Below are 14,718 nucleotides of genomic sequence, written 5' to 3' on the forward strand. Positions count from 1 at the left end.
CGTCGCGCGGTACGCCCGTGCGGGTTTGGGCGTATTCTTCGTTCCCGCCCAGCGAGGTGCGCGCGAATGAACACTCATTCCGAATACGACCCGGACGACAACTTCGCCAGCGCCTTCAATGCAGAGGCCGAGCTCGACGAGGACGCGGCGGTCGAAGCCGTCGCGTGGCAGCTGCTGCTGCTGATCAACCCGGGCGACGAGGACACGGCGATGCAGCAGTTCGCGGTCTGCCGCGACGCGCTGGACGAAGGCGACGATCCGGTAGAAGCGATACGCGACGCGATCGACTGGAAGTCGGGCTTCTTCATCGCGGGCGACGATCCGGCCGGCCTGATCGAGGTACTCGACGAACTCGCGTCGCGCTTCAACCTGCGGATCGACTGGGGCGTGGAAGACCCGACCGACGAGGACTTCCTCGACGATGCCGAAGTGCCTTCGCTGATCGCCACCGCGTTCGACCGCCTGCGCGAACACCACTACACACTGTGGACCTACGAGACCGGCGGCGACGAGCATGCGGGCTGGATCGCGCTGCAGCGTGATGACGAGGCGCTGCCGATGGTGGCGGCGGCGCTCGGGTTCCACGTGCGGCCGGGGGCGGGCTGACGGGCTGTGACAGGTGATGGGTATCGCTACGCTCAACCCATCCCTACGAAGACGATAAGCCGCACTCCTTTCATCCTCGATCTGCTTTGAGCGGAGCGTGCTCCGCTCAACAAGACGCGAATCGCGAAGTCAGCCCGCGAGCTTCTCCAGCATCCGCACCCAATGATCGACGTCGTCATCGAGCGCCTTCACCGGCAGGCGCTCGTCGCGGCCGTGGGCGCGCATGTCGTCGGGCACGATGCCCCACGAGCCATCGACGCCGTAGATCGGGATCCCCTGCACGCGGAACGGACGCGCATCGCTGGCGCCCGTGCTCATCTCCGGGATCACCGGCGCGTTCGGGAAGCGTGCGTGCACGCTGTCGGTGTAGGCCTGCAGGACATCCGGACGCAGCGGTGAATCCAGCGAGGCGACGTTGTCGTCGAGGCGCGTCACTTCGACCTTGTCGCCGGCGATCTTCTGCAGTTCGTCGCGGATCGCATCGGGCGACACGCCGGGCAGGATGCGGCAATTCACCGTCGCGCGCGCGAGCTGCGGCAACGCGTTGGGCGCGTGTCCGCCGGTGAGCATCGTGGCGACGCAGCGCGTGCGCGTGAGCCCGACTTCGCCAGCATCGGCCTCGATGACGTCCGCGGCCTTGCCGTTCGCCGGATCCTTGAGCCATTCGCGCATCGCATTGCCGAGCGCACCGGACTCGCTCTTCTGCCGCTCGGTGAAGTAGGCGCGCGTGGTCGCGTTGAGCGCGGGTTCGAAGCGATAACTGCCCAACCGGTTGAGGGCATCGGACAACTGGTAGATCGCATTGTCCGGCTTCGGCTTGGAACTGTGGCCGCCGGGGTTGTGCGTGGTGAAGGCGTAATCGGCGTACGTCTTCTCCGCGGTCTGGAAGGTGAAGCCGATCGGATGCCCGTCCGGCGCGAAACCGCCGCCACCGCCATCGGCGTTGAGGCCGAATTCGGCGTCGAGCATCGGCTTCCACTGCGTGGCGCCGAGCTTCGCACCTATGCCCGTGGTCTCCTCGTCGCCGGTGAAGAGCACCACGATGTCGCGCTTGGGCTTGAAGCCGCGCGCCTTGAGCTGCAGCAGCGCCGTCGTGACCGAAACCACGCCCATCTTGTCGTCGCTGGTGCCGCGTCCGTAGAAGTAGCCGTCCTTCTCGACGAACTTGAACGGGTCCATCGACCAGTCTTCCGGCTTGGCCTCGACCACGTCCATGTGCGCCATCAGCATGATCGGCTTCGCTGTCGCCTTGCCCGCGGCGGGCCAGCGCACGACGAGCGCCGCGGTGTGGTTTTCCGGCGTACCGTCGTAGGGAAGCACGTGGATGTCGCCCGCGGCCCAGCCTGCGGCCTTGTACTGGTCGGCCAGGTATTGCGCGAGTTCGGGCACCTTGCCGCGCCCGGCCACGGTCGGTATCTCCACGCTCTGCCTGAGCAGCTCGCGCGCCTTCGCGTGCCATGGGTTGGCGGCGGGAGCCGCGGCGACGGAACCTGCAAGCAAGGCAGTGGCGAGTATCGCGATGCGCATCAACATCCCCTTCGATGAAAGTGGCGGGCCCAGGATCGCGTTATACCGCAGCCCGCCGCCGCGATCCGTGGGATGTGCCGTGCTTGCGGCTTTGCGCCAGCCTCGGCCGGTGCAATGCCGGGCCCGCCGGGCGAGAATGGCCCCCATCACCCGTGTCTGCGAGGCAACTCCCCCCATGCAGTTCCTGATGCTGGTCTACACCGACAACACCCTGATGGAAGCCGTCCACGACGGCCAGTACGACACCATGATGCGCGGCTGCTTCGAGCACGCCGACGAGCTGCGCGCCGAGGGCAAGCTGCTGGGTTCCCAGCAGCTCGAATCGGCGACGACCGCGCGCACGATCCGCAATCGCAACGGACGCGTCAGCGTGGTCGATGGCCCGTTTGCGGAAACCAAGGAAATGCTCGCGGGCTTCAACGTGCTGGAAGCCGACAGCCTCGACGAAGCCGTGCGCATGGCGTCCGAATTCCCGTGGTCGAGCACCGGCAGCATCGAGGTGCGCCCGATCCGCGACATGAATGCGGTGCGGCGGCGCGTCGGTGCGCCGGTTCCCGAAGTTTCGTGACATCGCTGCGCGCCCGCCATCGGCGAAGCGCGCTACGAGGCGGCAACTACGCGGCCGCGGGTTCCTGCCGGATCCGTGGCCGCAGCGTGATCGTCCGCTCGGTGTCCATCAGCTGCACCTCGCCGTCCTGGATCATTGCGGTCAGGCGCATGCTGCGGGCGAGCAGCGTGCTGATCGCTTCAACGCTTACCGGATCGATGTCGATCACGGTGAGGTTTTTCAGGCGCGACAGCGTCGCCGCGTTGCGGCTCCACCACGCATCGGCGGCCTGTCCGCCGTAGCTCACCACGATCACCTGCCGCGCGCGGCCGGAGGCCTTGCGCAGGCGCGATTCATCGGGTTGGCCCAGCTCGATCCACTGTTCGATCTCGCCGGTGTAGTCGCGCCGCCACAGTGCCGGTTCGTCCTCGTCGCTGAGGCCGCGGCCGAATTCCAGGCGCTCATCGGCGAACAGCGCGAACGCCAGCAACCGCACCATCAGCCGCGCATCGGTCTCCGATGGGTGCTGGGCGAGCGTGAGGTTGTGGCTCGCGTAGTAGTGCCGGTCCATGTCGGTGACCTGCAACTCCGCCTTGGCGACGGTGGCCTTGGGAGCCATGGACGATCCTGGCGCGAAGCCGGTCGAAAGGGCGGCCATTCTAGGCGCATACGGCGTGGGGCCGCGCTCCGTGGCAAAAAATGGCGCACACGCGTGGCTCGATGGCAACCGCGCCGGACCATTTCGGCCCGCCCCCGTTCATCGCATGCACACACCGCGCACGCACAATGACGCCTTCGTTTCTCCACGGGCAGGGATGCTGGCGACTGGTGCGCTGTGTGGCGCGCAACCGATGACCGCATGAATCCTCCTGCTTCGATCAGTTCCCTGCACCACGCGCGCGAACAGCGACTGGCCTCGCTGCAACAGCGCTTCGACCTGCACCGCGCCTCGTTCCCGGCCGAATGGTGCGATTACGGCAGCGACGATCCGGTCGGCGACGCCGAACATCTCGTCAATTCCTGCGCCGACTGCGGCACGTTGCCGCAACTCGCCGGCGATGGCGTGACCTGGACCGCGACCTGCGCCTGCGGCGCGCAGGCACCGGCCGCGAAGATGCGCTGGCAGGCCTGGCTGCAGTGGAACCGCAGTCCGCTGTCGGTGGATCCGGCGTGGCACGAGCTGCCGTTCTTCTTCATCTCCGAACTGGGCGAAGACGATGCGCGCCACAAGCTCGCGCGGCTGCGCGAGCACCTGGAACTGCGCAGCAATCTCGAGGGCGCGCGCCGCGTGTGCGGTTATCGCGTGGGCTCGGGTTATCTCCAGCGCCTGAAGGCGTACCACGGCTGGTGCTGCTACGCCCAGGAACTGCTGAAGCGGCAATCGGTCGCGCAGCCGCCGGCCAAGGGCATCGCGTCGGGGTTGCACAACACGCGCCACGCGTAACGCGGGCAGGCCGCGCGGCGAACCGGCGGCGCTCTTACATGCGCGACCATGACTCGCAGGGGCGGCTGCGCATTTCCTGCAGCGATCGCAACGGAACGCGAAGTCTCATCGGCCCCGCAGAGCATCACGCAGTTGGCAGTGACCACGTACTATCGACGCGACCCGTTACCCGAGTTGATCGATGAAGCTGCGCACATTCTGCCTGCCTATCCCCCGATGCGGCGCATTGATGCTCCTCGCCTGCTCACTCTCCGCCTGCGTGACGCCGCCCGCGCAAACGGCTTCGTTCGTGCCCGGAGCGCAGGCCGAGTTCGAGGGCCGCGTCGTCAGCGTCGACACGACTCCGTGGGCGTACGACGGCAACGCGGTGGTCATGGTCGCGACGGGCAACACCGGGATCGTGCAGGTGCAGCTGCCCGCACGCTGGAACCTGTGCCAGGCGGAACCGCCCGGCGACGTACAGGCATTCAAACCGGACGATCGCGTGCAGGTGGCGGGCACGTTCACCGAAGCCGGCACGGTCGTCGTGTGCGAACAGCCGCGGCACCACTTGCGCAAGATGGAGTGAACACGCGCGAGTGATGCGGCGCGCTGTTGCGCCTACCGGCGCTTGCAGCGCCGGTTAATGGCTTCTGACTGCGATCCCGCGTTTTCACATGGCCGCACAAGCGGCTGCAAGAGCATTGGGCAACTCCACACGGTCCGATGCCCCATGTCTCGCCCCCGTACCGCGTTGCTGCTCCCTATCCTGTTGTGGCCCGCTGGTGCGCACGCCGCCGAGGCGGTGCTCGAGGCTGCCAACGATGCCAGGACGACGACCGGCGCCGCGGCGGTGCTGCGTGCACAGGTGCTGCTCGAACGGGCCCATTTCTCGCCCGGCGAGATCGATGGCGGTGGCGGCAACAACACGCGGCGCGCGATCGCCGCCTTCCAGCGCAGCCACGAACTGCCCGACAGCGGAAAGCTCGATGAAGCCACGTGGGCCGCGCTCAACGGCGACACCACGCCGGTGCTGGTGAACTACACGATCACGACGCAGGACGCCGCCGGTCCGTTCGTGCAGGTGTCCGATGACATCATGCAGAACACCGGACTCACCCGGCTCGGCTATGCCAACGTGGCCGAAGCCCTGGGCGAGAAATTCCGCACCAGTCCGGAGCTGCTGCAACGTCTCAATCCGGGCAAGCCGCTCGACATCGCGGGCACCGAACTGCGCGTACCCAATCTCGCCGAAGTCACGCCGCCGCCGGCTGCTGCATCGATCGTCGTGGACAAGTCCGAATCCACGGTCGAGCTGCTCGACCCGGAAGGCCGGGTGATCGCGCAATACCCGGCCAGCACCGGCAGCGAACACGACCCGCTTCCGATCGGCGAATGGAAGATCACCAGCGTCTCGCTCGATCCCGCTTTCCACTACAACCCCGAACTGTTCTGGGACGCGGATCCCGCGCATGCGAAGGCACGCATCGCGCCCGGCCCGAACAATCCCGTCGGCGTCGCGTGGGTCGACCTATCGAAGCCGCATTACGGGATCCACGGTACGCCGGAACCGGCGACCGTCGGCAAGTCGCAGTCGCACGGCTGCATCCGCGTCACCAACTGGAGCGCGCGCGAGATCGCCCAGTCGGTGAAGGCGGGTGTTGCCGCGGTACTGCAGGACTGATGCGATGCTGCGCGGTGTGCTGATCTTCATCGTGGGCGTGCTGGCGGGCGCGAACGCCGTGTACTTCGTGATGAAGGATGGCGAACGTTGCCCGCGGTGCACGCCGGTCGCGCCGCTCGCGCGGCAGGACGTGCCTGCAACGCCTTCTTCGACAGCTACGCCGCCCCCCCTGGCAGCGGCACGAGCGCGATCGCCCGATGTCGCATCACCCATCGCACCGCCGCCGGTTTCGCCGACGCCATTGCCTGCTGCAACGACGGCCACCCCGTTGCCACGGCTCGCGATGCCGTTGGCCGGACTTACCCCCGCGCAGCTGCACGACACCTTCGGCGAAACGCGCGGCGGCGAACGCCAGCACGAAGCCCTCGACATCCTCGCGCCCGCCGGCACGCCCGTACTCGCCGTCGCCGACGGCCACATCGAAAAACTGTTCACCAGCGTGCGCGGCGGCCTGACGATCTATCAGTTCGAACCCGGCGGCCGCTATGCGTACTACTACGCGCACCTGCGCGGCTACGCGCCGAAACTCGCCGAAGGTCAGGCGGTGAGGCGCGGACAGGTGATCGGCTACGTCGGCAGCACCGGCAATGCCGACCCCGCGGCCCCGCACCTGCACTTCGCCGTGTTCGAGCTCGGCCCGGAACGACAATGGTGGAAAGGCACGGCGATCAATCCGTACCAGATGCTGGGAGGCGTCGCGAAGCCGGCCGATCCGTCCACGCGCTGACCAGGAATCGTCGTGGCTGCTGGCGTTTTGGTTGCAGTTGCAGTTGCCGTTGTCGTGGTGCATTTGCCATTGCATTTGCTCGTCATTCCCGCGAAAGCGGGAATCCAGTGACTTGCCCTTGGTTGTTCTTTTGTTGACTCGTGATTTTTGGAATCAACGGCAAAAACAAAGTCGCTGGATTCCCGCTTTCGCGGGAATGACGATCAAGACAGTGCGAACACGAGCAAGACGGCCAGGCACAAGGGACCGGCGATACGCGCCGGATGCCGCCCTCCGTATTACATCGGTTCGCGCAACCAGTCCGCCATGCGGCGATACACCGCTTCGCTACGCAGCATCTGCAGGTGGTTGATGCCGTATCCGATCCAGCGTCGCGATGGCGGAATACGCAGGTCGAAGGCAGGATCGGGATGGTCGCCCAGCGCGCTGGCAAGCGGCACGAGCCCATCTCCGTGCATTGCGGCCGCGTCGTCATCGCCGGCTTGCCGTGTCGTCGTCGCGATCGCATGGGCGCGCACGGATGCGGGCAGTGGCAGCGGCCGGCGCGTGTCTGCACGCGCGTCGACCTGCACGTCATGCCGATCGGTTTCCCGCACATTGCCGTGGCGAAGGTCCTGGATGCCTGCACTGCGCATCCGACCGAGGCGCACGAACGGCGCGCTGTACGGGGTGATGCCGATCAGCAGGTCGGCCCAGCTGCCCGCGCGCTCGAGCGGCGCGCCGTGGTGCGGCGTGCCGAGAAACACCACGCGCAATGGAAGCCGTGTCCAGGCCATGCGCCTGCGGAAACCGGCGTCGAGCGCACTGCGCGCGACCAGCCCGCCCATGCTGTGGCAAAGCAGCGTGATCTCCTCGGCCGGCACCGGCCACGCCTTCACCAGCCGCGTGAGCAGCGCCGCGAATTCGCCTCCGTTGTCGGAGACATGGCGCCCGCTGTTGTAGTGCAGGTGCACCACCGTGCAGCCGAAGTCGCGCGCCAGCGCTTCGCCGTGATCATGACCATCCTGCCGCCATTGCAGGTCGTTCATGCACAGGCCGTGGACCTGCACCAGCAGGCGTCCGCTCGCCTGTGGAATGCGCGCGTGCAATTCACGACCTGCAGGTACGAGCGGCACGCCGTCGCGACGGAACTGCATCCGGATCGCGAGGGGATTTCCACTCGCGGACAGATGGTCACCGAGCACGCCGTTCAGCGCTGCCACCACCGCTTCGCGTCGTGGCGAAAGACCGCGCTCGCGCAGCACCGGCGCGAGCGCGGAAAGCGACAGGTCCACGCCACCACCGGCCATCCGGGCAATGCCACGGACGCTGCGGTACACCAGATGTGGAATGCCGCGGGTCGTGCCCGGTGCGTGTCGCCCGAGCAATGCGGGTGGATGCATGACAGCCGCATGCACGGCTTCCACCAGGTCGGCCATCCCGGTGACGCCATCGACTGCAAGGCGGTTCACTCCGCGCAGGTCGCTTGCGGGGCTGGGTGTGGCATCCGGAGCGCTGCCGTGGCGGGTCATCAGGCGCTTCGTGGCGGGCGTCTTTCCACACTAGGCGCCCGTGCAGCAGTCGGCAAGCGGCGTGGCCACGGAGCCGACGCAGCTTGCGGCTCCGCTCGCGGACACGCCCGCCGATGGCGGCTTACGCCTGGCGCCGCACTTGCCGGGCAGGCATGACCGTTGTGCCTGCAGCGCGCTTCGGCCACGGCAGCAGCATCGGCACGCGGCGCTGGTACTCGCGATACGTGTCGCCGTAGGCACGCACGAGGTCGCGTTCCTCCAGGTACTTCACCGCGATCAGGATGTAGCCGGTGGTGGCGAGCGCGAACAGCAGGTGGCCCACGCTCATGTCCGGCGCCGACCAGAACGCGACCAGGAAGCCGAGCATGATCGGATGGCGCACGATGCGATAGAACGCGCGCGTCACGAACGGTTCGTCCAGCGCCGGCCTGCCCTGGCGCCATGCCTGGCGCAGGCCGAACAGTTCGAAGTGGTTGATGAGGAAGGTGCTGGTGAGCACCAGCAGCCAGCCGATCACGGCCAGCGCATACAGCGTTGCACGCGCGGCCGGCGCGTCGACATGCCAGACCAGGGACGGCAGCGGACGCCATTGCCAGAACAGCAGCACCAACGCGATGCAGGTGGCGAGCACGAAGGTGCTGCGCTCGGCGACCGGCGGCACGATGCGCGTCCACACGCGCTTGAACGCCGGACGCGCCATCACGCTGTGCTGCAGCGCGAACACCAGCAACAGCACGGTGTTCACCAGCAAGGCCAGCAGTGGCGAACCGGCAATCCCATCGTCGATGTCCTTGGGCACCACCACACCGGCGACGAAACCGACGGCGTACAGGAAGACGACGAGGAACAGCGCATAACACGCCGCCGAATACAGCAGGGCGATGAAACGGGACATGGCACGACTCGCGCTATGACAGGGGAGCCACGAGTCTCGCGGCGCCCAGCGGATCCCGCGATGGGAAGCTTGTCCCGGTGTTCCGCGCGTGCGCCGCATTCATCGGGACATTTGTCCCGATCGATGTCCGCAACCAGCCATCCGGATCAGTCCGCTTCCTGCCGGCGTCCGCGAACGATGGCCTCGGCGCGGCTGCGCACGCCGAGCTTGCGGTAGAGATTGGACAGATGGTTGCGCACTGTCTTCTCGGCAATGCCGAGTTCGCCGGCGATGCGTGCATTGCTCATGCCTTCGCGCAGCAGCTGCAGCGCGCGACGCTCGCGGGTGGTGAGCTCGCCTTCCACGCGCAGTTGCGCGGCGGCCGCGGGCTGGCCAGTGAAGGCGAGCACCGCCTGCTGGAAGTGCTGCCACGCCGGTTCGTGCGCAAGCAGCACGTGGTTGCACGAATCCAGCGCCACGAACTGCGCGCCGGGGATTTCCGCCGCCAGCAGCCGTCCCTGCGAGACCGGCGCGATCTGGTCGCGCGTGGCATGCAGTACCAGCGTCGGCACGCGCACCTGCGCCAGAAGAGCGCGCACATCGACGTCGCCGCGCGCCTGCAGCAGCCGCGCCGCGACTTCCGGCGTCGCCGTGCGCCGGCACAACGCGTTGAGCCACGCGAGCTGCTCGGGCGTGCCTTCGGGCAGGAAGCGCGACGCGAACAGTTGGAGGAAGGCCGGGTTGTCGCGACCCCAGCCCAGTCGCGTCACTTCCATCACCGCCTGGAACAGCGCGCGCGAATCCGGGTTCTCGCGCTTGTTGCCGCCCACCGCGTAGCCGCCGTACAGGACCAGGTGCGAGACGCGTTCGGGATGGCCGATCGCATAGGCAATCGACGTCGCCGCGCCCTGGCTGATGCCGAGCAACGTGAAGGGCCGATCGATCTGTGCCGCATCGACGACGCGTTCGAGATCGTCGAGCCATTCCGGCAACGCGACCGCGGCGACTTCGCGTTCGGACATGCCGCAACCGCGTTCGTCGTAACGCACGCAGCGGAAGTGGTCGCCGAGAAACTGCAGCCAGTGCGCCCACACCGGGCTGTCGTGGTCGTACTGGAGATGCGTCAGCCACGTCGCCGCGCGCACCAGCGGCGGCCCGCGCCCGTGTGCGGACCAGGCGAGGTTCACGCCTTCCGCGCTGGAGACATAGTGGATGCGCTGCTGCATCGCGGCTTCCGGCCGGGCGTTTCCGGTCTTCTCCCGGAAAAAACGGCGGATCCCGCCGCGGCCGGACGCGGCTTCCCTGATCGCGCGGGAGCACCCGCTCCCGCGCAATCTCCGTGGCTCAGGCCGCAGCCGGTCCGTGCGGCCAGCCCGGGACGTCAACGCATCACAGCGCACGCAGTTCGTGCGTATAGACCCAGTTCGCGACCTGGTTCGCCGACTTGAGTCCGACATAACAACCTTCGGCGAAGTGGAAGCCTTCGTACACGCGCGCACGCGCCTGTTCGTTCTCGGCGATCGACAGGGAGTTGTACTTGCGCGTGATGGTCTTCGTCGCGAGCGCCGTCATCGGCGCGGGCAGCGGCACCGCGGGCGCGCTGACCGTGCGCGAGAAGCCGATCGCGTTGGTGCCGAAGAAGTTCCGCAACGTCTGCGTGACCGCGCCCGTTACCGAAGTCGAGCCGCACGGATAGTCCGGATACGGCGGCGTCTGCATGAAGGGCCGCCAGAACGGATCGCTCTGCGTGTCCGGATTGCCGTCGTCGAGCCAGCGGATCGCGGTCACCGGACGCCAGAAGTGCCAGTAGTACTTGCTTTCCTGGTTGGTGACGCCCGAATCGTGCACCGACATGTTGGCCAGCGCGAACAGGCGCGCGTGCTGCCAGCGATCCAGGCCGCGTCCCTGCACGATGACGCGAATGTTCGCGTTCCAGTCCAGGCCGCCGGCCGGCCAGAAGCGCGCGATGTCGGTCTGTTGCGAGTTCGGGAATGCGCCGCGTACGCGCGCGTCGCCGAGGTGCTTCACCTCGTTGTACTGGTTCGCATAGAACTGGCTGGAAAGATCGAACAGCTGGCTCCATGGCGCGCGGAACTGGCTGGCGCTGTTCAACGAGAACAGCGCGACGTTCTTCCAGCCGGTGAACAGCGGCAGGGTGACGGCCGGGAATTCCGGCGCCGGCGTGGGCTGGTGGACGCCCGACGCGGCGGCCAGCGTGTAGGGGACCGAGTGGGCCGCCTGCGCGCCATCGTTCGTCGTGTACTTGTCCGCGATCGGGTCGTACGTATGCCGCTGCAGGAGGCAGCTGCGCGCGGCGGCTTCGCCTGCGGCAATGCCGTCCGCCACGCCCGCCCCACCCAGCGCGGCGATACGCGCGGCGTATTCGTTATTGATCATCGCAATCGCGGCTGCGCGCGCATCGGCTTCGGGCTGGTTCGGCGCGGGCGCCAACGCACTGAACAATCCCAGCAGCGCGGTCCTCGTCGCTGCCGCCACCGCCGCATCGGGCGAGGCACCCGCCGCGGCCGCGGGCAGGTTGTCGTAGGTCTGGTAGCGCGGCTGGATCGTATTGAGCGCGTCGTGCACCGCTACCTGGACGATGGCCATGGCGCGGAACTGGAACTGCGGTGCACCGAAACGCGCAAGTACCTGCGGGCTCGCGGCGATGCCGTTCCAGTCGGTCACGGAATCCGCCTTCGCCGGCATGGCCATGACCAGCGCAACAGCCAGGGCGAGGGGCAACAGATAACGATGCGAGACGGCTCGGCGAGCCGCATGCGTGGCTTTCATGGGTGTGTCCTCTCCAAAGGGGGCGCCGCACAGAGGCGCATTGATACGAACGGGAAGGGAACGCGAAAAAGACAGGGGAACGCTCCCCCGGATGGGGGATGCGAACGGGCCTTCCAGCGGCCGCCTTACTTCACGGCGCGGCGTCCTTCAGTTCGATGACCAGCGTGCGGGTCGCCGATTTGCCGGTGTTCTTTGTGTCGTGCGTGACCGGATCGCTCCACGACACTTCGCCCGGCTTGCGTTCGATCGTCTTCGTCGTCCCGTCCGCCATCGTCTGCACGGCGGATCCGCCGGTGAGGAACACCACGAGGTTGTCGCCATGCGAATGCACGCCGGTACTGGAACCCGGCGGCATGTTGAGTTCGATCACGCGCACCCTGGCGTTGTCCAGCACGACCCTGGCCTTGTCGCCGGCCGTCGCCGCCATGTCCTGCGCGAAGGCATTCGTCGCCAGCGTCGCCGTAAGGCAGATGGCCAGAAGTTGGAATCGCGTCATCGCCGCATCCTCGTGTTGGGGAGCGTCGTTAATGCGCGCGTGCCCTGCAGGTCGCCATTACCCGGACAGGGGAGGCGCAAGGAAGGCGCGGCGTGGAAAAGCCTCCCTGCAGAGAACATCCGGGACCGGTCGGGCCGCTCAGTCGTTCTCGGCCATGGTCGGGGCAGCCTGCGATGGCGGTTTGTGCTCGCCGACGCGGAAACGGCAGACGTGGCCGCCGCGGATCATGCATTCCATGTGATGGATGCGGTGCCCGGATGCGGCCTCCATGAAGGCGATATCGAAGCGGCATACGTCGGGATGCTGGCGCGCGAGCGCGTGGAAGACACAGTTGTAGGCTTCGACCTGCGCCTCGCCGCCGCGTTGCGTGGCGACGGCTTCGTAACCGAGTTCGTCGAGGCGTTGCGCGAGCGCGGCCGCGACGTCTTCGCGCGGGAGTTGCGGGTCGGGCGCGGGTTCTGCGGAACCGAGATTCCGGCCGAGGTCCACCAGCAGCTCGCGCGCACCGTCATCACCGAGGCGCGCGATCACGCCTTCCATCAACGCACCGGCGATCTGCGCGTAGTTGCGCGGAAACAGTTGGTGCGCTTCCGTGGTGAGGCGGAAGCGTGCTTCGGGACGTCCGCCGGTCGCGCGTGGCGCGATGCGCTCCACCCAGCCTTTCGCGATCAGCGCGGTGAGATGCTGCCGCACCGCGTTGTGGCTGATGCGCAGGCGTTCGCACAGCGCTTCCACGCCGATGCCCTCGGGCTGCTGCAGCATGTGCCGCAGCAGCGCCTGTTGCGTGGATCCGAGGTGGCGGAGTTCGGCCATTGCCGTCGTTCAACTCACCTTGTTCGGGAACTGTTTGGCGAGCGCGCCGGCCATGGCATCGGCAATCGTGTCCATGTGCTTCTGCATGGCGGCCCAGGTCTTCGCTTCGCCCGTGCGGTCGCCGCGCATCACTTCGCCGATCTGTGCCGCATGGTGCGCGCCGTGTGCCATCAGCAGGCCGCGCACCGCGTCCTGCGGCAGGTAGGGATTGGCGCCGGAGAGGAACACGGCGATCTCGCCCGCGTTCTGCGTCAGCGTGGACATCGCGGTGTTCACCGCGGCGCGATTACCGGCGCGTTCCGCATCGGTCATTGCCTTCACCGCGCCCCAATGGCCGCCCAGCAAGGCCAGCATGCGTTCGCCGGCAGGTGGGCCGTAGAAGCTGGCCACCGCATCCGCCAGCTGCTTCGCATTCGCCACCACCGCATTCGCGGCCGCGTCGCTGCGCTTGCCGTCGCCGGCCTTTACCGCGAAGGCGTACTCGCGCGTCTTCTCGACATGGCCGTGCCACAACGTGCGCAAAGTGGCCTGCAGCTTGGGCGCGGGCGCAGCGGTCGCCGGCGTCGCACTCGCGTGCGGGCCCTCGTGTGCCTGCACGCCCGGCGGCACCAGCAGGCCGGAAATCAGCAGGAAGGTCAGGTATTTCATGGCATAGCTCCTGTTCGGTCGCACACCGCGACAGGGGTATTCCGACACCGCTGGACGCTACGCACAATCTATGTATGTGTAAAGGCGTTGTGGCAAGCCATTCGTGAAGGTGGTTTTCGTATGGAGGTCCCTCCCCCCGCTTGCGGGGAGAAGGACAGCGTCGCGAAGCGACGCCGGCTGAGGGGCGTGCGGCAACGGCAGAAGCGCCCTCATCCGCCCGTGGGGCACCTTCTCCCCACAAGCGGGGAGAAGGGAAACGGGGGCACTCCCTCGCCCCGTTTACGGGGAGAGGGACAGCGTCGCGAAGCGACGCAGGGTGAGGGGATGTGAGAGGACGTGCGGCGACGGCAAAGGCGCCCCCTCACCGCTCGTTGGGCACCCTCTCCCCGCAAGCGGGGAGAAGGGAGGGCGCTCCCTCGCCGTTTACGGAGAGAGGGACAGCGTCGCGAAGCGACGCAGGGTGAGGGGACGTGCGGCAACGGCAAAATCGCCCCTCTCCGCCCTGCGGGGCACCTTCTCCCCGCAAGCGGGGAGAAGGAGATCCGCAACTACATCGCCGCCCGCTCCCGCCGCGGCAACTTCCACCCCGGGCGCGCGAAGTGGCAGGTGTACCCGGTCGGATATCGCTGCAGGTAATCCTGGTGCTCGGGTTCGGCTTCCCAGAAATCGCCTGCGGGTTCGACCTCGGTCACCACCTTGCCTGGCCACAGGCCTGACGCGTCGACGTCGGCAATCGTGTCCAGCGCAATGCGCTGCTGCTCCGGCGTCGTGTAGTAGATCGCCGAGCGGTACGACGTGCCGATGTCGTTGCCCTGCCGGTTGCGCGTGGTCGGGTCGTGGATCTGGAAGAAGAATTCCAGCAGCTCGCGATAGCTGATCCGCGAGGGATCGAAAATGATCTCCACCGCTTCGGCATGCGTGCCGTGATTGCGATAGGTCGCGTTCGGCACGTCGCCGCCGCTGTAACCCACGCGCGTGCTGACCACGCCGTCCATGCGGCGCAGCAGGTCCTGCACGCCCCAGAAACAGCCGCCGGCGAGCACCGCGCGCTCCAGCCCTGTCATGTCGTTGC

At 67.4% G+C, this 14,718-nt stretch carries 16 protein-coding genes; 6 read left to right on the forward strand and 10 right to left on the reverse strand.

Annotation, left to right across the window (positions count from 1 at the left end; translation table 11 throughout):
- Positions 1-66: 66 nt before the first annotated feature.
- Positions 67-606: a hypothetical protein gene (locus ASD14_RS12190; protein ID WP_056134077.1), complete on the forward strand. Its 540-nt coding sequence runs from the start codon at positions 67-69 to the stop codon at positions 604-606.
- 129 nt (positions 607-735) lie between these two features.
- Here the strand turns inward: ASD14_RS12190 and ASD14_RS12195 are convergent, their stop codons facing one another.
- Entirely contained in the window at positions 736-2,133 is a 1,398-nt protein-coding gene (locus ASD14_RS12195; RefSeq protein ID WP_162247707.1) for a M20/M25/M40 family metallo-hydrolase, read from the reverse strand.
- 175 nt (positions 2,134-2,308) lie between these two features.
- Between ASD14_RS12195 and ASD14_RS12200 the strand changes: the two genes are divergently transcribed.
- Positions 2,309-2,701 (forward strand): YciI family protein, encoded by a 393-nt coding sequence (locus ASD14_RS12200; protein WP_056134084.1) that lies wholly within the window; start codon positions 2,309-2,311, stop codon positions 2,699-2,701.
- Positions 2,702-2,747: 46 nt separating this feature from the next.
- Here ASD14_RS12200 and ASD14_RS12205 read toward each other — a convergent pair whose 3' ends face one another.
- On the reverse strand, positions 2,748-3,299 hold the full coding sequence (locus tag ASD14_RS12205; protein WP_056134087.1) for a YaeQ family protein: 552 nt from the start codon (positions 3,297-3,299) through the stop codon (positions 2,748-2,750).
- 240 nt (positions 3,300-3,539) lie between these two features.
- Here ASD14_RS12205 and ASD14_RS12210 point away from each other — a divergent pair, with 240 nt between their 5' ends.
- The 4 genes from ASD14_RS12210 to ASD14_RS12225 all read left to right on the forward strand — a co-directional run bounded on the left by ASD14_RS12210 (position 3,540) and on the right by ASD14_RS12225 (position 6,514).
- A complete protein-coding gene (locus tag ASD14_RS12210) occupies positions 3,540-4,124 on the forward strand; it encodes a hypothetical protein (RefSeq protein WP_157475347.1) in 585 nt (194 codons plus the stop codon).
- Positions 4,125-4,305: 181 nt separating this feature from the next.
- Entirely contained in the window at positions 4,306-4,692 is a 387-nt protein-coding gene (locus tag ASD14_RS12215) for a hypothetical protein (RefSeq protein WP_157475350.1), read from the forward strand.
- A 144-nt stretch (positions 4,693-4,836) separates the two neighbouring features.
- Positions 4,837-5,787, forward strand: coding sequence for a L,D-transpeptidase family protein (locus ASD14_RS12220; protein ID WP_056134096.1), 951 nt, complete (start codon positions 4,837-4,839; stop codon positions 5,785-5,787).
- A gap of 7 nt (positions 5,788-5,794) precedes the next feature.
- Complete coding sequence (locus ASD14_RS12225) at positions 5,795-6,514, forward strand: M23 family metallopeptidase (RefSeq protein WP_056134462.1); 720 nt, start codon at positions 5,795-5,797, stop codon at positions 6,512-6,514.
- Between the two features lie 278 nt (positions 6,515-6,792).
- On the opposite strand, the gene ASD14_RS12230 is transcribed toward ASD14_RS12225, so the two are convergent.
- The 8 genes from ASD14_RS12230 to msrA form a co-directional block, all read right to left on the reverse strand.
- The gene (locus tag ASD14_RS12230) at positions 6,793-8,025 is read right to left on the reverse strand and encodes a hypothetical protein (protein WP_056134099.1); all 1,233 of its coding nucleotides are present in this window, start codon (positions 8,023-8,025) and stop codon (positions 6,793-6,795) included.
- 121 nt (positions 8,026-8,146) lie between these two features.
- Positions 8,147-8,920, reverse strand: coding sequence for a methanethiol S-methyltransferase (gene mddA / locus ASD14_RS12235; protein WP_056134102.1), 774 nt, complete (start codon positions 8,918-8,920; stop codon positions 8,147-8,149).
- 146 nt (positions 8,921-9,066) lie between these two features.
- The gene (locus tag ASD14_RS12240; protein ID WP_056134106.1) at positions 9,067-10,125 is read right to left on the reverse strand and encodes an alpha/beta fold hydrolase; all 1,059 of its coding nucleotides are present in this window, start codon (positions 10,123-10,125) and stop codon (positions 9,067-9,069) included.
- Positions 10,126-10,288: 163 nt separating this feature from the next.
- The gene (locus tag ASD14_RS12245; RefSeq protein WP_056134109.1) at positions 10,289-11,689 is read right to left on the reverse strand and encodes a vanadium-dependent haloperoxidase; all 1,401 of its coding nucleotides are present in this window, start codon (positions 11,687-11,689) and stop codon (positions 10,289-10,291) included.
- A gap of 130 nt (positions 11,690-11,819) precedes the next feature.
- Entirely contained in the window at positions 11,820-12,185 is a 366-nt protein-coding gene (locus tag ASD14_RS12250) for a hypothetical protein (RefSeq protein WP_056134112.1), read from the reverse strand.
- A 138-nt stretch (positions 12,186-12,323) separates the two neighbouring features.
- A complete protein-coding gene (locus ASD14_RS12255; RefSeq protein WP_056134115.1) occupies positions 12,324-12,998 on the reverse strand; it encodes a MarR family transcriptional regulator in 675 nt (224 codons plus the stop codon).
- Between the two features lie 9 nt (positions 12,999-13,007).
- Positions 13,008-13,646, reverse strand: coding sequence for a hypothetical protein (locus ASD14_RS12260; protein ID WP_056134118.1), 639 nt, complete (start codon positions 13,644-13,646; stop codon positions 13,008-13,010).
- A 548-nt stretch (positions 13,647-14,194) separates the two neighbouring features.
- The gene (msrA, locus tag ASD14_RS12265) at positions 14,195-14,710 is read right to left on the reverse strand and encodes a peptide-methionine (S)-S-oxide reductase MsrA (RefSeq protein ID WP_056134465.1); all 516 of its coding nucleotides are present in this window, start codon (positions 14,708-14,710) and stop codon (positions 14,195-14,197) included.
- Positions 14,711-14,718 lie beyond the last annotated feature (8 nt).

The sequence above is a fragment of the Lysobacter sp. Root494 genome (assembly GCF_001427225.1).
GTDB lineage: Bacteria > Pseudomonadota > Gammaproteobacteria > Xanthomonadales > Xanthomonadaceae > Agrilutibacter.